We start from the raw sequence: 18954 nt of genomic DNA, 5'->3' as shown, positions 1-18954 counted from the left end.
CCGCCCACCCCATACGCAGAATCAGGAACGATCAGGACACATGGCGTCAACCGATCTGGATCCGCCGCCCATTGCGGTCGGCGATACACCCGCGCAAAGAAAGCGCAACACGGGAGAAGTGCCGGGCTTGAAGTCCTATGGACTGCTCTACGGCTCCTCGCCCGTGATGCAGGAGTTGTACGCGCAGATCGAGCGCGTCGCCGCCACCGATGCGACCGCGCTGATCATCGGCGAGTCGGGCACCGGCAAGGAGCTCGTCGCCCGGACGATTCACGACCACAGCGCGCGCAAGGACGCGCCGTTCATCGCCGTGAACTGCGGCGCGATTCCCGACAACCTCATCGAGGCCGAACTCTTCGGGCATGAGAAAGGCAGCTTCACGGGCGCGGTGCAGGGACGCATCGGCTATTTCGAGCACGCGAACGGCGGCACGCTCTTCCTCGACGAAGTGACGGAAATGTCGCCCGTGCGGCAGGTGAAGCTGCTGCGCGCGCTGGAGACGGGCACGTTCTTCCGCGTCGGCGGCAACGATCTCATCCGTTCGGACGTGCGCGTGATCGCCGCGACCAATCGCGATCCTGTCCTGGCCGTCAAGGAAAACGGACTGCGCGAGGATCTGATGTATCGCCTTGCCGTCTTCCCGCTGCGCGCGCCGCCCCTGCGCGAGCGCGATTCGGACCGCGAACTGCTCGCGCAGCATTTTCTGACCGAGATGAATGCACAGGAAGGCACGACCAAGGTGTTCAGCAAGCGCGCGCTCGACGTGCTGCGCACTTACTCGTGGCCGGGCAACGTGCGCGAGCTGAAGAACACGGTTTATCGCGCGTTCATTCTGGCGGAAAGGACGGTGGAGATCGCGCATCCGCATCTCGCGTCGCGGGTGAAGAAGCCCGTCACGCAAGGCGATGCGATGAACGTGTGGGTCGGCACGCCGCTCGCCGATGCGCAAAAGCAGATCATTCTCGGCACCCTCAAGCACTGCGGCGGCGACAAGCGGCGCGCGGCGAAGGCCCTTGGCGTGAGCCTCAAGACCTTGTACAACCGCCTCGGCGCGTACGAAAACGAAGATACGGACTCCGGCGACACGGGTTCGAACCACGAAAGCTGAGCGCCCGCCCGGCTTTCATCGCCCACCATCGAACGAGCGCGCACCGACGCGCTCGTTTTTTTTGGCCGCGATCGTGACGTGGATCGCAATGTGCTCTTCCCGTTTGCAATTTCTTGCAATTTTCCTCAGGCGGTAATTAGAAGCATGCTTCAGAATGCGCGAAGCCCGGGCATCGCGGCTGCCTCTTTGCGTTGCCGGGCGGCCATCAGACGGCGAAACCTCAAGTAGATTCGAGCCCCTCGAACCCGATGGCAAGCATCGGCGGAACGGGCAGACGAAGGAAAAAGCAACATGCAGATCAGGGTCCAACGGCGCGGGCCGCGCGCCGCCGCGCTCGCCGCGGTCATCACTGGCGCCATCGCTTGCGTGAGCCTCAGCGGCTGTAACTCGCTCTACAGCGAAGGCGCGACCGCGGGTGCGGGTATCGCGGGCGCAGCGATCGCGAACAGCGTCACCAGCAATGCCGCGGTGGCGACGGGCATCGGCCTCGGCGCGGTCGCCGCGGCGCGCGCGGGCGTGCAATATTCGCAGCGCGTCGTCCATACCAATACGCAAGATCAGATCGCTTCCATCGCCGGGCCGCTCGCGGTCGGCGCGGTCGCGCCGTGGAAGGTCGTGCATTCGGTGCCGATCGAAGAAGACGAAAAAGGCCGCGTGACGGTGAGCCGCACCATCAGCAGCGGCGTGCTCGATTGCAAGGAAATCGTGTTCTCCGTGGACCGCGACGCGACCAAGGACCGCCCCGCCGGCAGCGCGTTCTACGTGGCGTCGGTGTGCCGTGACGGCAACAAGTGGAAATGGGCGTCGGCGGAACCGGCGACGCCGCGCTGGGGCTCGCTGCAATGACCGTGCTTTTCGACGGACCTTTCTCCTTGCGCCTCGGCTGCATCGCAGCGCTCGCCGCCGCCTGCGTGACGATGAGCGGCTGCGCGTCGATCGGCGCGGCAACGGGCGCGCTGGCCGGCGTCGCGACGGGCGCGGTCACGACGAATCCGGCCATCGGCTTCGGCGTGGGCATCGCGGTGCAGGCGGCCACGGACGAAGCGGTCAAGCGCGTGACCAAATCGCTGCATCAGGATCAGCAGGTCATGATCGCGGTGACGGCCGGCGTCTCGCAAGTCGGCGAGACACGGCCGTGGAAGGTCAAGCACACCTTGCCGGTCGAAAACGGCCACGGCGAAGTGCGCGTGCTGCGCGAGTTCGGCAGCGCGCTCGCGTCATGCAAGGAATTCGCCTTCTCGGTGGTCGATGGCGACGACGCCAAAGCACCCGCCGAATGGTTCATCGCCACGGCCTGCCAGCAGCCCGAGGGATGGAAGTGGGCGTCGGCGGAGCCTGCGGTCGAGCGTTGGGGGAATTTGCAGTAGTAGTCCCTTGCGGCTGGATAGCGAAAGCGCGGCGTTCCCTGTGGAGACCGCGCTTTTTGCCGTTTCAGCCGTTGGCGATCGCTTCGAGTGCGACGCGCGCGAGAAAGCCGCTGCGTGTCTCGTGGCGCGCTTCGACATAGCTGTCGATCTTGTGCAGCACGAAGCGCGGCAGGCTGATGTTGATGCGCTCGGGACGCGCGTCGAGCTTCGAGAGATCGACTTCGACGTAGGCCCAGATGGCGCCGGCGAAGTCGGGGTTGGGCATGAGATCTTCGATCGGGGAAGGCACGAGGGAGACGTCCAGACCATCCTCGATGAGAATCGAGACGTGGGTGTAGATCGCCTCTTTCGTATTCTTCATCGCCTCGTCAACCGTATCTCCCGCGGAGAACACGCCAGGGATATCGGGCACAGTCACCCCGTAACAACTGTCCGGATCTTTATGAATGGCGACAGGGAATTCCACTTTCGAATCTCCGTTAGGAAGAGTACAGCCGGTTGAGCAGCCCGGCGGTCTTGAGGACGCTTCTGACCGTACCAATGGAAAGGTCCTTTCTCGGGTGAGGCACCGTGACCAGTCTCGTGCTCCCGCGGCGTTTGAAATGGTGGTGACTGCCGACGATTCGGTCCAACTGCCAGCCGTCATCCATCAGCATCCGTATCAAGCGCGATGATTCCATCTCGTCTCCGAATGCCGCGTGTGTAATCTTACACACGCAGCAATGATCTTCAAGACGAGAACGTTACGTTTCAACGCACTGCGCGAACATTCAGCCAAACGGCCAGCGCCCAAGTAAAAGGCGCGGTTCCGTTGCCGGCGACCGCGCCTTCGAATCAACCCAAACCGGCGATCTTCAAGCCTCCACATCCTCCAGGCTCAGCATCTCGGTCTGATCGTTGTACGAGAAAATTTCCCCGTACCGTCCCCAGTCGATGACCGCATCGAGCGTTTCCTGCGCGGCCTTGTCGGAGAGAAAATCTTCGAGTTCCTGCTCGAAGCGAAGCCGCGGCGCGCGATGCCCCGGCCGCTCGTTCAGTACCTTCTTGATGCGCGCCGCAAGCGGCACGTGCCGCAGCAGATGCTCTGCGAACATCATCTTGCGCTCCTGCGTACCCAGCTCCGCGAATACGCGCGCCTGCGGCGTGAGAAAGATGTCGCCCTCGCGCACATCGGCGAAACCGAGATGCTGGAGCACTTCCGCGATCGGAAAAAGATCATCGACTTCGAGATGCAGCGTCCGCGCGATTTCCGGCATGTCCGCGCGGCCGTGGTACGGCTCGGCCGCGAGCGTTTCGATGAGACCCGCCATCAGATTCGTCGACACCGACGGCAGCCAGCTTCCCGCTTCGAGCCCCTTCTTCTTCGTTTCGTCCATCTGCCGGGCGGTCATCTTCGCGTAAATGTCGTCGACGAGCCGGCGGAACGCCGGATCGAGACGATTGCGCGGATGCTTGAACGGCACCTTGATTTCGGCCATCACGCGGCCCGGATTCGACGACAGCACCAGAATGCGGTCGCACATGAACACCGCTTCCTCGATGTTGTGCGTGACGATCAGCACCGATTTGATCGGCATGCGCCCCTGCGTCCACAGATCGAGCAGATCGGTGCGCAGGTTTTCGGCGGTCAGCACGTCGAGCGCGGAGAACGGCTCGTCCATCAGCAGCAAGGTCGGATCGACGACCAGCGCCCGCGCGAAGCCCACGCGCTGGCGCATGCCGCCCGACAACTCGCGCGGATACGCGTTCTCGAAGCCGTCGAGACCGATCAGGTCGATCGCGGCAAGCGCCCGCTCGCGACGCTCGCGTGCGCCCACTCCCTGCGCCTCCAGCCCCGCTTCCACGTTCTGCAGCACGGTCAGCCAGGGAAACAGCGCGAAGGTCTGGAACACCATCGCGACGCCCTTCGCGGGCCCCTTCAACGGCTCGTTCAGATAGGTGACTTCACCCGCGGTCGGCTCGATCAGCCCCGCGATGATGCGCAAGAGCGTGGACTTGCCCGAGCCGGAGCGCCCGAGCAAACCGACGATCTCGCCTTCGCGCAGCGCGAGGTTCGCATCGTCGAGCACGAGCAGCTCGCCCTGCGTCTTGTTGAAGCCGCGGCTCACGTTCTGCACGCGCAGGATTTCCGCGCCCAGACGCGGCGGCGTGCCGGCCGGCGCCGCGCCCGCGGTGCGCTGGAGGGTCTGCGTATTTTTCAGGTTCTGCATCGGAACTCGTCCTCAATCCAGCCGGAGTCTTGCTTCGGCGTAGGCGTATAGCGGGCGCCACAACAGTCGGTTGAACAGCGTGACGAACAGCGACATCACGGCGATGCCGAGAATGATCTTCGGATAATCGCCCGCGGCGGTGTTCTGGGCGATGTACGCGCCGAGGCCATGCGCGACGACTTCCGTCTTGCCCCACGACACCGCCTCCGCGACGATGCTCGCGTTCCACGCGCCGCCCGACGCGGTGATCGCCCCGGTGATGTAATAAGGAAAGATGCCCGGCAGCATGGCCTTCTTCCACCACTGCCAGCCGCGAATCTGGAAGTTGGTCGCGGCCTCGCGATAATCGTTCGGATAAGCCGACGCCCCCGCGATGACGTTGAAGAGGATATACCACTGCGTTCCGAGCACGATGAGCGGCGACAGCCAGATATCCGGGTTCAGGTTCCAGCGCACGATCACCACGACGAACACCGGAAACAGCAGATTGGCCGGGAAAGCGGCCAGAAACTGCGCGAGCGGCTGGACTTTCTCCGCGAGCGCCGGCCGCAGGCCGATCAGCACGCCGACGGGCACCCAGATCACCGACGCGATCGCGATCAGCACGACCACGCGCAGCAGCGTGATGATGCCGAGCACGAACACGTGGCCGACTTCGCCCCACGTCACGCCCGTCGCGACGAACGAGGCGACCTTCCACACGACGAACACGGTGATGAGCAAGAGCGCCGTGCCCCACGCGATATCGCCGACGCGCGTCGACGGCACCTTGGCGCGCAGCGGCAGCCCGACGGTCTCGAACGCGCCCTGCAGCGACGGCAGTTTGATCGGCACGCGCGCGAGCCGCGCGAGGATCCAGCCCGCCGGCACGAGCAGGCGGTGAATCAGGCGCGTGCGGCGGATCAGGTCGAGCAGCCACGATGACGGCTCGTTGCCCGAACTCGTGAACTCCATGCGGAATTTGTCCGCCCACGCGACGAGCGGCCGGAACATCAACTGGTCGTAGGCGAGGATGACGACGATCATCGCGAGGATCACCCAGCCGATCGCGCCGAGATTGCGCTCGCCGATGGCCGTGGCCAGATACGCGCCGATGCCCGGCAGCACGATCGTGCGGTTGCCGACGGTGATCGCCTCGGAGGCGACGACGAAGAACCAGCCGCCCGACATCGACATCATCATGTTCCAGATGAGGCCGGGCATCGAAAACGGCACTTCGAGCTTCCAGAAACGCTGCCAGTTGGTGAGGTGAAAGCCGCGCGAGACTTCGTCCAGATCGCGCGGCACCGTGCGCAGCGACTGATAGAAGCTGAACGTCATGTTCCACGCCTGGCTCGTGAAGATCGCGAAGATCGCCGCGCACTCGGCGCCGATCACGCGGCCCGGAAACATCGCCAGGAAAAACGTCACCGTGAAGGAGATGTAGCCCAGCACCGGCACCGACTGGAGGATGTCGAGAATCGGCACGAGCACGAGCGACGCGCGCCGGCTCTTCGCCGCGAGCGTGCCGTAGATCAGCGTGAAGACGAGCGATGCGACCATCGCCAGCAGCATGCGCAAGGTCGTGCGCAATGCGTACTCGGGTAGATTCGCGGGATCGAGCGAGATCGCCTGCGTCTGCAGCGTCGAGATCGGCGCAAGCGTTTCGTGAAAGCCGACGGCGGCGAGCGCGATGATGCAGATGATCATCGGGAACGCCACGAAATCCCAGCGGTTGGGCAGGAGCCGCCACGCCGACGCATTCGCCGTGCGATTCAGATTGAAACCAAATTCCATGAAGGCCCTCCCCGTAAGGCTTTGTTCCGGCCGCGCGAACGCGGGATGTTGCTTGAGACGGCAAGCGAGCCGTCGGGCGGGCAAGAAGCCTTTTGCCCGGGACGGCCCCATGCTCAACGCACGCAACCGCCGAAAGGACGACACGAAAGGCGCGACGAAGAGCACAAAGAGCACAAAGAACGGCGCCAGGCAGCCGCCGCGCCGGAAATCGCCCGCGCAGAACCGACCGACACTACACCAACCGATGTGACAGGCACAACCGTCATGCGGCCCGGCGCGCGATTCGTGCGATCTTTCTGTTGCTCTTCAGCACGGCACGGGCAAAATAAAGGGCAATCCGCGCCGGATGTGCCTGCGCCCGCGTGCTTTCGCTTCCTTTCAGTCTGGCCGCAGCCCGCCCGGACCGGGCAGCATGGCGGCAAGCGTTTTTGCGCGGCGCACGTCCGTTGTGTTCGACGCACGTCGCTCGCCGCAAGAAGGCGCTTGATAGGCGGCGAAAAACATCGTCCAATCTTGGCTTATCACGAACAATAAATTGAGCGCCGAAGCGATGCGAGACGACGCCAGATCCGAGCCGCAAAATCACCCGAGCCCGACCCGCCGCGCCGTTGCGCCCGTGGTCCCCTTGGTCCGTCCAGCGGCAGACCGCCTGCGCTGCAATCCGCGCGCCCGCACGGTGCGCGCCGAGCAGCCTCCCCCGCGCGCGAAGCGCGCGTGCCGCCCGTGCACGGCGTGACCGTCCAGGCCGCCCGAGTTCGATGAACAAGCTCATCCTGCACCGTCTGATCGCGACGCTCGGCCTCGCGGCGCTGGCATGCGCGTGCTGGATTGCCGCCGGCTTGTTGTCGGACCGAATGGTACAACAGGAGATGACGGCGACGGTGCGCACGGAGCGCCAGATGGCGGCGTCCATCGTCGACAACATGGCGCAGATCATCGCGAGCGATCTGGCGATGTCGCGCGCCATTCCCGCGACGCTCGCGCAGATGGACCTCACGCAGCGGGCACTGGCGGAGTCGCGGAATTATGCCTCGAACCCGGCCGCGACGGAACTCGAACGCCGCAAGGACTGGACAGCGCGAGCCGGCCTCGCGAAAGTCAACCACTTCCTGCACGAAGCGCAGGGCTTCTCCGGACTCGATTCGATCTGGCTCGTCAACGAACGGGGCTTCTGCATCGCGTCGAGCAACGCCAACGACGACGACAGCTTCATCGGCTACGACATGAGCGCGCGCGGCTACGTCACGCGCGCGCTGCTCGGCGGCTTCATCGAGATGTATGGCGTCGGACGGCTCTCCGGCGAACCGGGCATTTTCATCGCCGCGCCCGCCTACGAGGACGGCATTCTCGTCGGCGCGGTGATCGCGAAGGTGAGCATCGACCGCCTGCGGCACTGGGTGTCGCGCGCCGGCACCTTCGTGACCGACGAAAACGGCGTCGTGGTGATGGCGCACGACGGCCAGCTCGAATACGAAGCGATGCCCAATGCGCCCGTCGCGCGCATGACCGAGCGCGAGCGCCTCGAGCATTACCGGCGCGAGTCGTTTCCGGAGCTGCGCGTATCGCACATCGGCGAGCAGATGCGCGCGTCCGAGCACTGGCTCGCGCCCGCGCTCGCACAGACCTTCTACGCCGCGAACGGCAGCAACGTGCCCTCGCTCTACGACGAGCGCACCGGCCTGAACTCGGGCCTCTCGGCGCATATCGTGCATCCGCTCACGAGCTGGCCGGAAATCAGCCGCAATCACAGCCGCGACCGCTTCCTCGTGTTCCTGACGATGGCGGGCGTGGTTACGCTCGCCATCGTGATCGCGACGTCGTACTCGCGGGAGCGGCGTCTGCACCGCGCGACCCGCGATCTCGCCGAGCAGTTGCAGTCGGCCAATACGCTGCTCTCCGCCGAAGCCCGCCACGACGCGCTGACGGGCGCCCTCTCGCGGCGCTATTTCCTCGACACGCTGCGTCATGAAGTGGAACTCGCGCGCTCGGCCGGCACGCCGCTGTCGGTGGCGATCGCCGATCTCGACCACTTCAAGCAGATCAACGACCGGTTCGGCCACGCGTCGGGCGATCGCGCGCTGGAGCATTTCGTCGAAGTGTGCCGCGCGCAACTCCGCCCGAGCGATGCGATCGGCCGGCTGGGCGGCGAGGAGTTCGGCATTCTGCTGCCGCAGACTTCGCTCGCCGATGCGCAAGCCGTGCTGGAGCGGCTGCGCAAGCGCTTTCATCACGAGCATTGCGCGCATCTGCCGGACGATGCGGCGCTTTCCGTCTCGATCGGCATTACCGAGCTCGCGCCCGACGATGCGCTCGAATGGATCCTGTCGCGCGCCGACCTCGCGCTCTACGAGGCGAAATCGCGCGGGCGCGACCGCAGCGAAGTGCGCCCGGCCGATCCGGGCTCGTCCGCGCGGCATCCCGAGGACACGCTCGCGGGGAAATGATCCGCCCTTCAATGTGCCCTTCGCGTGCGTCGGGTCATCGCACGGTCACGTGCATGTCGCGACGCGCACGCATCCCGCAGGTATCATCGATGTTCGATAACGAATGCCGCTTGCCCCAGCCGGGAGGATTGCATGAAGGGAAATCTGGTCATCGTGTGCCGCGATCAGGACGCTGAAACGTTCGACCATCTGCTCGCCGAGTATGGCTCGTTTCAGACGCGGCTTTCCTCGACGGCGTGGTTCCTGAAGATCGACCTCGCGCCCGAGGTGATTCAGGAAGAGATTCTCTCGCGCCTCGGCAAGTACACGACGCATTACATTTTCGAGGCCTCGACGGTGACGTACAACACGGTCGACAGCGAAGCGGCGTCGGCGCTCGAAACGCTGTTCGACTGACGCCGTTTTCCGCCGGCGCGCGCGTCAGAGCGCGCGCTCCTCGTGCTGCGGGCCGGCGCGGCGCTCGGCGAGCGGCTGCGTGGCGACCTCGAAAGGAAACGTCATGGCGACCCGCAGCCCGCCTTCGGCACGATTGCCGATCTCGCACTCGCCGCCCACGCGCCGGGCGAGCCGCTCGACGATGGCAAGCCCGAGCCCGCTGTGGCCGCTGCCGCCGCGCGCCGGATCGAGCCGCACGAACGGCCGGCTCGCCTTGATGAGATCGTCCGGCGCAATGCCCTTGCCGTGATCGGCCACGGACAACACCCAGCCCTTCGCGTCCCGCCGCGTTTCGATGACGACAGGCGGCGCGCCATACGCATGCGCGTTGTCGAGCAGATTCGACAGCAGCCGGTCCAGCGTGGCCGCGGGCAGCACGAACGACGGCCCGGCCTCGAGATTCAGGCGCACGGGCTGCGCGCCCGGCGACACCGCCCGATACGCCCGCACGATGCGTTCGCATTGCTCGTCCACCGGGACCGGCTCGCTGCCGTCCGGGCGGTCGTGCGCGAACACGAGAAATTGATCGACGATATGCGCCATCGAATCGACGTCGCGCACCACGCCGTCGCGCATCTTCTCGTCGTCCATCATTTCGGCGCGCAGGCGTAGACGCGCAAGCGGCGTCTTCAGATCGTGCGCGACGCCCGCGAGCATCACGGCGCGGTCGTTTTCGGTCTGCGAGACTTCGCGCACCATCTGGTTGAAGCCGTGCGTGAGCTGCCGCAACTCGCGCGGGCCGCGTTCGGGCACCGGCGGCGTCGGCTGGCCGCGCCCGAATCGCTGCACCGCCTGCGCCAGTCCGCGCAGCGGATTCTGCAACTGCCACGCGCCGAACAGCGCGGCAAGCACGGCGGTGGAAAAGATCAGCGCGAGCCACACGAGCATGCGGTCGCGCGAGCGCGGCGGGCGCAGCGGCTGCACCGGCACGACGATCCAGCCCGTGTCCTTCGCGCCGTGCACCCACACGCTCGGCGGGCCGCCGGGTTCGTTCAGGCGTACCTCAGTGCCGTCGGGCAGACGGTCTTTCAGATCTTCCAGAAAGCGTTGCAGCGGCGGCGGGATGTCCTCGTCGGGCTGTCTCGGCACGTCCGGGCTCTCGAGCCCCACCACGCGCACGCGCGGCGGCAAGGGCTGATCCGGCGTATTGGCGATGTGCTGGCGCACCGCCTCGACGAGGAACACGGCCTCCTCGACGGCGAAGCGCGTCTGCACGTTGTCGCGCTCGAAGCGGATGATCGCGAACCACGCGACATGCGACAGCACCAGCATGCCGATGACGATGACGACCAGCCGGCCGAACAGCGTATCAATTGCCCGGCGCATTTTGCTCGCCGTCCGGCACGAACACGTAGCCGCGCCCCCGCACCGTCTGGATGAAGCGCGGCGCGGACGGGTCCGTCTCCAGAATGCGGCGCAGGCGCCACACCTGCACGTCGATGCCGCGGTCGGTGCCGTCATATTCCGGGCCGTGCAGCAGTTCGAGCAAGCGCTCGCGGGTGAGCGTGCGCATCGGGTTGTTCACGAAGATCTTGAGCAGCGCGAATTCGCTGCCGGACAGCGTGAGCGGCTTGTCGTCCTGTTGCAGCGTGCGCGACTGGAAATCCAGCCGGAAGCGGCCGAACGAGTACGGCTCGCGCTGCTCGGGCGCCGCCGACGGAATCGTGCGGCGGCGGCGCAGCACCGCCTGGACGCGCGCGAGCAGTTCGCGCGGGTTGAACGGCTTGCCGAGGTAGTCGTCCGCGCCGAGTTCGAGGCCGACGATGCGGTCCACGTCGTCCGCGCGCGCGGTCAGCATGATGACGGGAATGTCGTCGCCGGACGCGCGCAGCGATTTGAGCGCGGTGAGGCCGTCGACGCCCGGCATCATCAGATCGAGCACGATGAGATCGGGACGCTCGCGTTCGATCCGGCGTTCGAGTCCACCGGCGTCATGCAGCACCGAGACCTCGATGCCCTGCCGGACCAGATAGTCGCGCAGAAGGTCGCGCAGTTCGGCGTCGTCGTCGACGACAAGTATTTGCGTAGTCATGGGATGGAGTTTAGCGCGTGAGCCGGACCGCGATTGATGACAGCCGCGCCATAAGGGTTACGGGGTGTTACCACGAAAGGCGGGCGTAAACCGGCGTAACAAGCCTAAACCATCCCGTAACACGCGCCGCGGTCCGAACCCCTACGCTGTGTCTCACCGACAAGCGCAAGACTCGACCCACGGTCCGATGCATCGATCACGGTCTCGCGGCTTCGGCTTCGACAACAATCCAGGGAGTTACAAGATGGCCAAGCAATATCGCATTCTCACCGCCGCCGCTGCTGCAATCGCGCTGACGTTCGGCACGGCTTACGCCGCCACCACCGACGCGCCGCCCGCGCCGGCCTCCGGCGGCCCGGCCATGATGGGCGGCCACGGCGGCCCCGGCGGGCATCGCATGGAAATGCGCATGAAGAAGCAACTGGACGAATTGCACGGCCAGTTGAAGCTCAACGCGGATCAGGAAAAGCTCTGGCAGACGGCGCTCGATACGATGAAGCAGAGCCACCAGCAGATGCGCGACGCACGCCGCCAGATGCACGAGCAGTTCAAGTCGGCGGAAAGCCAGGCGATCCTCGACCTCGACGCGATGCACGCCGCGCATCAGAAGCTGGATCAGCAGGCGTCGCAACTGCGCGAGCAGACCGCGACCGCGTGGCTCAACTTCTATCACTCGCTGAACGATCAGCAGAAGACGACCGTCAGCACGGCGCTCAAGAAGCACTTCGCGAAGATGCGCGAGCACGAACAGAAGCGTCACGAGCGCTGGCAGAAGCACGGCGCACCGGGCGCGGCGGCGGGCGCATCGGCCACCGCGAAGCCGTAATCCGGCGCGGCGCATGGCAAAAGGCCGCGGAGCGTGCGCTCCGCGGCCCTTTTTTTACCTCGGGACGGCGATCAAACGAGGTCGAACAGCAGCACTTCCGCGTTCTCGCCCTTCTCGACCGTCACCTTCGAGACGTCTTCGAGCTTCGCGGCGTCGCCCGGGCCGAGCGCCTCGCCGTTCACGGTCACCGCGCCGCGCGCCACGTGCACATACACGCGGCGGCCCGCCGGCACGTCGAAGTCCGCGCGCTCGTCGCCGTCGAAGAGGCCCGCGAAAATGCGCGCGTTGGCGCCGATCGTCACCGAACCGTCCGCACCTTCCGGCGATGCGATCACGCGCAGACGGCCGCGCTTTTCATCGTCGGCGAAGCGCTTTTCCTCGTAGCCCGGCGCACCGCCCGGCGCATCCGGAATGATCCAGATCTGCAGGAAATGCGCGGTGTCGGTCGGCGAGCCGTTGAACTCGCTGTGGCGCACGCCGGTGCCCGCGCTCATGCGCTGCACGTCGCCGGGACGGATCGTCGAGCCGTTGCCCATGCTGTCCTTGTGGGCGAGCGCGCCGTCGAGCACGTAGCTCACGATTTCCATATCGCGATGGCCGTGTGCGCCGAAGCCCTGGCCGCCCGCGACGCGGTCTTCGTTGATCACCCGCAGCGCGCCGAAGTGCATGTGCTCCGGATCGTAGTAATCGGCGAAGGAGAAGCTGTGATACGAGTCCAGCCATCCGTGGTTGGCGTGACCCCGTTCGTTGCTGCGGCGAATCTCGATCATGATGTTTGCTCCCGCCCAAGGCGTTGTTTTGCAATGGAGAGAATGTAAGGGCGCGGCCCCGCCGAAACAACGCGTGCGGCGGCACTACATCGTTCCGCTGATGCATGTAATCGGACGCCTCCGGCTTCTCGTTCGCGCGCCGGCCGGGTTCGGGTAAAATACCGCGCTTTTCCGGCGTGGCCCGGCGTGGCGATGGGTTGCGGCCGTCCGCGAGCCTTGTCCGCCGTGCGGTTCGCCGCATCGGGACGCCGGGAAATCAGAGAAAAAGCGAGGCCGCCGCGGCGCAACAATTGCTCGCCGCAGGGTTAGCAGCAACGGCAGCCCGCAATTTTGACCAACTAGAATACCGACCGCCGGCCGTGAAGCGAGAAGCGGCCGGAGCAGGACAGCCGATGACGCGGGGCAAAGCGCCGCCGGCTGAGAAGAGACATGAACCGAACGCATCGCGCGCCGCGCCTTTACCCACAGGCGCGGGCGGCGCGGGCGCCACGCGCGCGAGACCGCCGTGCGCCGCACTCCATGCACGTTAGGCACCTTATCAAGGAATCACCATGTTGCAAGGCTACGGTCCGCTGATCCTCGCGGGCACCTGGCAGACCGTCAAGCTGGCGGTGCTGTCGCTCGCGTTCGCCTTCGTGATCGGGCTGATCGGCGCGGCGGCGAAGCTGTCGAAGAATCGCCTGGCGTCGGGCGCCGGCACCGTCTACACGACGCTCATCCGCGGCGTGCCCGATCTCGTGCTGATGCTGCTGCTCTTCTACAGCATCCAGATCTGGCTGAACCTGTTCACCGATGCGATGGGCTGGGATCAGATCGACATCGATCCGTTTCTCGCCGGCATTCTCGTGCTCGGCTTCATCTATGGGGCGTATTTCACCGAGACGTTCCGCGGCGCGTTTTTGTCGGTTCCGCGCGGCCAGCTCGAAGCGGGCGCGGCGTACGGCATGACGCCGTGGCAGACCTTCTCGCGCATCATGTTTCCGCAGATGATGCGCTTCGCGCTGCCCGGCATCGGCAACAACTGGCAGGTGATGGTCAAGGCGACGGCGCTCGTGTCGATCATCGGGCTCGCGGACGTCGTCAAGGCCTCGCAGGACGCGGGCAAGGGCACGCTGCGTTTCTTCTTCTTCACGCTTCTCGCGGGCGCGATCTATCTTGCAATCACCACGGTCTCGAATCTCGTGCTGATCTGGCTGGAGCGGCGCTATTCCATCGGCGTGCGCAAGGCCGACCTCTAAATTGCCCATGAAAGAGCGGCACGGATCATGATCGAAATCATCCAGGAATACTGGAAGAACTATCTCTTCACCGACGGCTACCGCATCACCGGTCTCGCGATCACGATGTGGCTGCTGGTCATTTCCATCGGCCTGGGCTTTTGTCTTTCGGTGCCGCTCGCGGTCGCGCGCGTCTCGAAGAACAAGCTGCTGTCGCGCGCCGTGTGGCTCTATACGTATGTGTTTCGCGGCACGCCGCTCTACGTGCAGCTCCTGCTTTGCTACACGGGTCTGTACAGTTTGCAGGTCGTGCGCGATCACATGTTGCTCGCCGAGTTCTTCAGAAGCGGCATGAACTGCACACTTCTGGCGTTCACGCTGAACACTTGCGCGTACACCACCGAAATCTTCGCCGGCGCGATCAAGGCGACGCCCTACGGCGAGATCGAAGCGGCGCGCGCCTACGGCATGTCGTCGTTCACGCTGTATCGGCGGGTGATTTTGCCGTCCGCGCTGAGACGGGCGCTGCCGTACTACAGCAACGAAGTGATCCTGATGCTGCACGCGACCACCGTCGCGTTCACCGCGACCGTGCCGGACATCCTCAAGATCGCCCGCGACGTGAATTCCGCGACGTATCAGTCGTTCGAGGCGTTCGGCATCGCCGCCCTGCTCTATCTCTGCATTTCGTTCGCGCTCGTGTGGCTGTTCCGCCGCGCCGAGCATCGCTGGCTCGCTTATTTGCGGCCGCAAGGCAAATAAGACCATCGCCGCCCAAGGACCGTTCATGATTTCCCAGCAGCACAAGCTTTTCGTCGACGACATCCACAAGCAGTACGGCAGCAACGAAGTTCTGAAGGGCGTTTCGCTCAAGGCGAAAGCCGGCGACGTGATCAGCATCATCGGCTCGTCGGGCTCGGGCAAGAGCACGATGCTGCGCTGTATCAACTTTCTGGAGCAGCCGAATCAGGGGCGCATCTTCGTCGACGGCGACGAAGTCCGCACGATGAAGGACAAGACCGGCGCGCTCAAGGCCGCGGACCCGCAGCAGTTGCGTCAGGTGCGCTCGAAGCTCTCGATGGTCTTTCAGCACTTCAATCTGTGGTCGCACATGAACGTGCTGGAGAATGTGATCGAAGCGCCCGTGAACGTGCTCGGGCTCTCGAAGAAGGACGCCGAGGAGCGCGCGCGCACGTATCTGGAAAAGGTCGGGCTCGCGCCGCGTCTCGAGAAGCAGTATCCGTCGCATCTGTCGGGCGGACAGCAGCAGCGCGTGGCCATTGCGCGCGCGCTCGCGATGCACCCCGACGTCATGCTCTTCGACGAACCGACCTCGGCGCTCGATCCCGAGCTCGTCGGCGAAGTGCTCAAGGTGATGCAGACGCTCGCCGAGGAAGGCCGCACGATGATCGTCGTCACGCACGAAATGGCCTTCGCGCGCAACGTGTCGAACCATGTGGTGTTTCTGCACCAGGGGCGCATCGAAGAGGAAGGTCATCCCGATGCCGTTTTCGGCAACCCGAAGAGCGAGCGGCTCAAACAGTTCCTGTCGGGCAGTCTCAAGTAACCCGAAATAAAAACTCTCTTAAAAAAGGCGCCCGCGAGGCGCCTTTTTTTCGTCCGCGCCCCTTTGCTGAAACCCGCCCTGTCGCCCCTACGCGAACTAGCGCCACCGCACGCCGGCGTCAATAGGCGACAAACCCGACCCCGAAACTTACGGCCAGCTAAAGCCCTGATGCCATAAGGCTTTGCGGGGCGTTTCCCATGCTTTGGGTAGCGTTCCTACCACATGGGCATTGCATTTTTGACACACACGTCTCCCGAGCCTCGATTTTCTTTGGCGGCTATAACGTATTTTGTTAAATTGGTAACGAAAGTACCAAAACGAAGTACGCAAAAAGTAGTTTTACTTCAAAAGTCCAAAAGAAACGGAGGAACGGCACCGATCGACGGATCGGCGCCGGGTTTGCGCCCACGACGCGCGAATCGTCACAAGCACTACAGCCCGCGTGTCCTTCCTCTGAAAACGATTTTTCGGTTGGGTGCGCCCGCATCGAACCACACAGCAGCACTTGGGTTCTATTTCTTGACAGGGTTGGAGGAGATGATGAAGAAAGCTTTGCTCGCGTCGGCAGCACTGCTGACGTTCAGCGCGGTGGCGCACGCTCAAAGCAGCGTGACGCTGTATGGCCGCCTGGACGCCGGGCTCGAATACATGAACGGTGTGCCGACCGGCCCGGCCGGCGCACCCGCCACCGGCTCTTCGCACCGCTTCAGGGCGGAAAGCGGCGACTGGGGCACGAGCTTGTGGGGCATGAAAGGCGTCGAAGACCTCGGCGGCGGCTACCGCGCCGTGTTCCAGTTGGAAGGCAGCTTCAACACCATGACGGGCGCAGGCCCGGGCGGCGGCGGTCTCTTCAATCGCTGGGCGACGGTCGGTATCGCGAACAACCAGTTCGGTACCCTGTTGCTGGGCCGTGAGCTCTTCATCGCGAACGGCGTGTGGGACTTCGATCCGTTCGGCCAGTCGAACTGGTCGTCGGCGTCGCTGGTGCGTGGCCGCAACTGGCCGCAGTCGAGCAACAACATTTCGTACCAGTCGCCGAAGTTCGCGGGCCTGGACTTCTACGGCCAGTACTCGCTCTCCAACGCGACGAACTGGAACGGTAACGGCACGACCCCGCAAGGCCGCGAAGCGGGTGCGTACGTCACGTACACGACGCCGCTCTTCCAGGTGCGCGGTATGTACGACGAAATCCGCAATCCGGCGAACGGTACGCTCGGCGGCGTCTACAACCCGATCGACGGCGGCAGCGGCGGCAACGGCGCCTATGCGTATTCGCGTGAATACACGGCGATGTTCAACGTCTTCCTCGGCCAGTTCAAGATCCAGGGCGCCTATCAGGCGATCCGCAGCTCGGGCATGACCGGTCAGTTGCCCGGCCAGCCGACCACGCTCGATCACGAGTGGGGCGGCGTGACGTGGCAAGCGACGCCGGCGGCCGCGCTGATCGCCGCGGTCTATCACGTCAACGGCAACAACGGCGCGGGCAATGCGACCATCTACACGGTCGGCGGCTCGTACAACCTGTCCAAGCGCACGCTGCTCGACCTGCAGGTCGCGACGGTGCAGAACAGCAAGACCGCCAACTACGGTTTGAACGCCAACAACTACGGCTCGGCTGCTTCGACGGACAATCCGTTCCCCGGCCACAGCCAGACGGGCGTGTACGCAGGTATCCAGCACTCGTTCTAAGCGACGAGTCTGACCTAAGAAACGTTTAAGAAGGTTTTCACGCTGCTGCGAGAGGCGCGTATCGGTGCGATGCCCGAAAGGGTATCGCACCGTTTTTTATTGGCGCGCGCGGTACGCATCGTCGCTCAGGAAGATTCATTACATCGCGAGACAAAAAACTACAGCCCGGAATCCCGAATATAGATAGTTCTCCTCCAAAATCCGCAATCGGGCCGATACGTAAAACGGATAAGGCCCGAACGAGAACGTATTTTTCGAAATCTGTTATTTGCGGGGTTCAGAGGAGATGATGAGAAAAGCTTTATTGGCGGCCGCGGCGCTGCTCACCTTCAGCGCGGTTGCGCAGGCGCAGAGCAGCGTGACGCTCTATGGCCGTCTGGATGCGGGGCTCGAATACATGAGCGGCGTGCCGACAGGCGTCGGTCCGAACGGCGGCGCGACCGGCAGCGCAAACCGCTTCCGCGCGGAAAGCGGCGACTGGGGCACGAGCCTCTGGGGCATCAAGGGCGCGGAAGATCTGGGCGGCGGCAATCGCGCGGTGTTCCAGCTCGAAAACGGATTCAACGCGATGAACGGCGCGGCACAAGGCAACCTGTTCAATCGCTGGGCGACGGTGGGTATCGCCAACGACCGGCTCGGCACCGTGTTGCTGGGGCGTGAGCTCTTCATCTCCAACGGCATATGGGACTTCGATCCGTTCGGGCAGTCGGCCTGGTCGTCGGCTTCGCTGGTGCGCGGGCGCAACTGGCCGCAATCGAGCAACAACATCTCGTACCAGTCGCCGAAGGTCGCGGGCTTCGATTTCTACGGACAGTACGCGTTCTCCAACGCGACGGGCTGGAACGGCAACGGCACGACCGATCAGGGTCGTCAGGCCGGCGCGCAGATCACGTACACCGCCCCGTACTTCCAGGTCCGCGGCATCTACGACGAGATTCGCAATCCGAACAACGGCACGCTCGGCGGCGCTTACGTTCCGGTGAACAAGGCGAACGGCAACGGCGCCTACGCCTATTCGCGCGAATACACCGCGATGCTCAACGTGTTCTTGGGCCAGTTCAAGCTCCAGGGCGGTTATCAGGCGATCCGCAGTTCGGGGATGGTCACGCAGTTGCCCGGCCAGCCGACCACGCTCGATCATGAATGGGGTGGCGTAACGTGGCAGGCCACGCCGGCCGCCGCCTTGATCGCCGCGGTCTATCACGTCAACGGCAACAACGGCGCGGGTAACGCGACCATCTATTCGGTCGGCGGTTCGTACAACCTCTCCAAGCGCACCCTGTTCGATCTGCAGGTCGCCACCGTGCAGAACAGCAAGTCCGCGAACTATGGTCTGAACGCCAACAACTACGGCTCGGCTGCATCGACGGACAACCCGTTGCGCGGCCACAGTCAGACCGGCGTGTACGCGGGCATCCAGCACTCGTTCTGATTCTCAGGACGGTTCGAGACCGCATAGAGGTGCGATTCCGCGAGGGAATCGCACTTTTTTGACGCCCGCTGCCCGTTGTTC

The 18954-nt window shown here is 64.5% G+C and carries 18 protein-coding genes; 11 read left to right on the top strand and 7 right to left on the bottom strand.

Going from position 1 to position 18954, the window contains the following annotated elements:
* Window positions 1-40 precede the first annotated feature (40 nt).
* The 3 genes from AWB70_RS03645 (at window position 41) to AWB70_RS03635 (ending at window position 2475) form a co-directional block, all read left to right on the top strand.
* Window positions 41-1108 carry a sigma-54 interaction domain-containing protein gene (locus AWB70_RS03645; RefSeq protein ID WP_053567729.1) on the top strand — a complete coding sequence of 356 codons (1068 nt, stop codon included), beginning with the start codon at window positions 41-43 and terminating at the stop codon, window positions 1106-1108.
* A gap of 291 nt (window positions 1109-1399) precedes the next feature.
* Window positions 1400-1954 (top strand): hypothetical protein, encoded by a 555-nt coding sequence (locus tag AWB70_RS03640; RefSeq protein ID WP_014190813.1) that lies wholly within the window; start codon window positions 1400-1402, stop codon window positions 1952-1954.
* A gap of 71 nt (window positions 1955-2025) precedes the next feature.
* A complete protein-coding gene (locus tag AWB70_RS03635; RefSeq protein WP_232355421.1) occupies window positions 2026-2475 on the top strand; it encodes a hypothetical protein in 450 nt (149 codons plus the stop codon).
* Window positions 2476-2539: 64 nt separating this feature from the next.
* Here AWB70_RS03635 and AWB70_RS03630 read toward each other — a convergent pair whose 3' ends face one another.
* The 4 genes from AWB70_RS03630 to AWB70_RS03615 form a co-directional block, all read right to left on the bottom strand.
* The gene (locus AWB70_RS03630; protein ID WP_053567728.1) at window positions 2540-2941 is read right to left on the bottom strand and encodes a type II toxin-antitoxin system HicB family antitoxin; all 402 of its coding nucleotides are present in this window, start codon (window positions 2939-2941) and stop codon (window positions 2540-2542) included.
* Between the two features lie 13 nt (window positions 2942-2954).
* On the bottom strand, window positions 2955-3155 hold the full coding sequence (locus tag AWB70_RS03625; RefSeq protein WP_053567727.1) for a type II toxin-antitoxin system HicA family toxin: 201 nt from the start codon (window positions 3153-3155) through the stop codon (window positions 2955-2957).
* Window positions 3156-3329: 174 nt separating this feature from the next.
* Window positions 3330-4685 carry an ABC transporter ATP-binding protein gene (locus tag AWB70_RS03620; RefSeq protein ID WP_041730214.1) on the bottom strand — a complete coding sequence of 452 codons (1356 nt, stop codon included), beginning with the start codon at window positions 4683-4685 and terminating at the stop codon, window positions 3330-3332.
* Between the two features lie 12 nt (window positions 4686-4697).
* Window positions 4698-6461 (bottom strand): ABC transporter permease, encoded by a 1764-nt coding sequence (locus AWB70_RS03615; RefSeq protein WP_053567726.1) that lies wholly within the window; start codon window positions 6459-6461, stop codon window positions 4698-4700.
* Between the two features lie 758 nt (window positions 6462-7219).
* Here AWB70_RS03615 and AWB70_RS03610 point away from each other — a divergent pair.
* Entirely contained in the window at window positions 7220-8905 is a 1686-nt protein-coding gene (locus AWB70_RS03610) for a sensor domain-containing diguanylate cyclase (RefSeq protein ID WP_053567725.1), read from the top strand.
* A 132-nt stretch (window positions 8906-9037) separates the two neighbouring features.
* Entirely contained in the window at window positions 9038-9301 is a 264-nt protein-coding gene (locus AWB70_RS03605; protein ID WP_014190806.1) for a double-stranded DNA-specific endonuclease, read from the top strand.
* 24 nt (window positions 9302-9325) lie between these two features.
* Here the strand turns inward: AWB70_RS03605 and AWB70_RS03600 are convergent, their stop codons facing one another.
* Both AWB70_RS03600 and AWB70_RS03595 read right to left on the bottom strand, forming a co-directional pair.
* Window positions 9326-10666, bottom strand: coding sequence for an ATP-binding protein (locus tag AWB70_RS03600; RefSeq protein WP_053567724.1), 1341 nt, complete (start codon window positions 10664-10666; stop codon window positions 9326-9328).
* The gene (locus AWB70_RS03595; protein WP_014190804.1) at window positions 10650-11372 is read right to left on the bottom strand and encodes a response regulator; all 723 of its coding nucleotides are present in this window, start codon (window positions 11370-11372) and stop codon (window positions 10650-10652) included. The genes AWB70_RS03600 and AWB70_RS03595 overlap by 17 nt, the downstream gene beginning before the upstream one ends.
* A 244-nt stretch (window positions 11373-11616) precedes the next feature.
* Here AWB70_RS03595 and AWB70_RS03590 point away from each other — a divergent pair, with 244 nt between their 5' ends.
* On the top strand, window positions 11617-12198 hold the full coding sequence (locus tag AWB70_RS03590; RefSeq protein WP_053567723.1) for a Spy/CpxP family protein refolding chaperone: 582 nt from the start codon (window positions 11617-11619) through the stop codon (window positions 12196-12198).
* A gap of 71 nt (window positions 12199-12269) precedes the next feature.
* Here AWB70_RS03590 and AWB70_RS03585 read toward each other — a convergent pair whose 3' ends face one another.
* The gene (locus tag AWB70_RS03585; RefSeq protein WP_014190802.1) at window positions 12270-12968 is read right to left on the bottom strand and encodes a pirin family protein; all 699 of its coding nucleotides are present in this window, start codon (window positions 12966-12968) and stop codon (window positions 12270-12272) included.
* A 551-nt stretch (window positions 12969-13519) separates the two neighbouring features.
* On the opposite strand from AWB70_RS03585, the gene AWB70_RS03580 reads away from it, so the two are divergent.
* From AWB70_RS03580 to AWB70_RS03560, 5 genes are all read left to right on the top strand, one after another.
* Complete coding sequence (locus tag AWB70_RS03580; RefSeq protein ID WP_014190801.1) at window positions 13520-14206, top strand: ABC transporter permease; 687 nt, start codon at window positions 13520-13522, stop codon at window positions 14204-14206.
* Between the two features lie 27 nt (window positions 14207-14233).
* Entirely contained in the window at window positions 14234-14947 is a 714-nt protein-coding gene (locus AWB70_RS03575) for an ABC transporter permease (protein WP_014190800.1), read from the top strand.
* Between the two features lie 25 nt (window positions 14948-14972).
* Complete coding sequence (locus tag AWB70_RS03570; RefSeq protein ID WP_053567722.1) at window positions 14973-15752, top strand: ABC transporter ATP-binding protein; 780 nt, start codon at window positions 14973-14975, stop codon at window positions 15750-15752.
* A gap of 540 nt (window positions 15753-16292) precedes the next feature.
* Window positions 16293-17441: a porin gene (locus AWB70_RS03565; RefSeq protein ID WP_014190798.1), complete on the top strand. Its 1149-nt coding sequence runs from the start codon at window positions 16293-16295 to the stop codon at window positions 17439-17441.
* Between the two features lie 289 nt (window positions 17442-17730).
* On the top strand, window positions 17731-18873 hold the full coding sequence (locus tag AWB70_RS03560) for a porin (RefSeq protein WP_053568096.1): 1143 nt from the start codon (window positions 17731-17733) through the stop codon (window positions 18871-18873).
* Window positions 18874-18954 lie beyond the last annotated feature (81 nt).

It is taken from the genome of Caballeronia cordobensis, from assembly GCF_001544575.2.
Lineage (GTDB): Bacteria > Pseudomonadota > Gammaproteobacteria > Burkholderiales > Burkholderiaceae > Caballeronia > Caballeronia cordobensis.
The sequence above is the reverse complement of the archived record's forward strand: the minus strand, read 5'-3'. Positions and strand labels throughout refer to the sequence as shown.

Coding starts and splice junctions, on each gene's coding strand:
- AWB70_RS03605 (WP_014190806.1), top strand. CDS start 9,038: ATGAAGGGAAATCTGGTCATCGTGTGCCGCGATCAGGACGCTGAAACG.
- AWB70_RS03595 (WP_014190804.1), bottom strand. CDS start 11,372: ATGACTACGCAAATACTTGTCGTCGACGACGACGCCGAACTGCGCGAC.
- AWB70_RS03580 (WP_014190801.1), top strand. CDS start 13,520: ATGTTGCAAGGCTACGGTCCGCTGATCCTCGCGGGCACCTGGCAGACC.
- AWB70_RS03620 (WP_041730214.1), bottom strand. CDS start 4,685: ATGCAGAACCTGAAAAATACGCAGACCCTCCAGCGCACCGCGGGCGCG.
- AWB70_RS03560 (WP_053568096.1), top strand. CDS start 17,731: ATGAGAAAAGCTTTATTGGCGGCCGCGGCGCTGCTCACCTTCAGCGCG.
- AWB70_RS03610 (WP_053567725.1), top strand. CDS start 7,220: ATGAACAAGCTCATCCTGCACCGTCTGATCGCGACGCTCGGCCTCGCG.
- AWB70_RS03575 (WP_014190800.1), top strand. CDS start 14,234: ATGATCGAAATCATCCAGGAATACTGGAAGAACTATCTCTTCACCGAC.
- AWB70_RS03640 (WP_014190813.1), top strand. CDS start 1,400: ATGCAGATCAGGGTCCAACGGCGCGGGCCGCGCGCCGCCGCGCTCGCC.
- AWB70_RS03615 (WP_053567726.1), bottom strand. CDS start 6,461: ATGGAATTTGGTTTCAATCTGAATCGCACGGCGAATGCGTCGGCGTGG.
- AWB70_RS03600 (WP_053567724.1), bottom strand. CDS start 10,666: ATGCGCCGGGCAATTGATACGCTGTTCGGCCGGCTGGTCGTCATCGTC.
- AWB70_RS03645 (WP_053567729.1), top strand. CDS start 41: ATGGCGTCAACCGATCTGGATCCGCCGCCCATTGCGGTCGGCGATACA.
- AWB70_RS03625 (WP_053567727.1), bottom strand. CDS start 3,155: ATGGAATCATCGCGCTTGATACGGATGCTGATGGATGACGGCTGGCAG.
- AWB70_RS03635 (WP_232355421.1), top strand. CDS start 2,026: ATGAGCGGCTGCGCGTCGATCGGCGCGGCAACGGGCGCGCTGGCCGGC.
- AWB70_RS03565 (WP_014190798.1), top strand. CDS start 16,293: ATGAAGAAAGCTTTGCTCGCGTCGGCAGCACTGCTGACGTTCAGCGCG.
- AWB70_RS03590 (WP_053567723.1), top strand. CDS start 11,617: ATGGCCAAGCAATATCGCATTCTCACCGCCGCCGCTGCTGCAATCGCG.
- AWB70_RS03570 (WP_053567722.1), top strand. CDS start 14,973: ATGATTTCCCAGCAGCACAAGCTTTTCGTCGACGACATCCACAAGCAG.
- AWB70_RS03585 (WP_014190802.1), bottom strand. CDS start 12,968: ATGATCGAGATTCGCCGCAGCAACGAACGGGGTCACGCCAACCACGGA.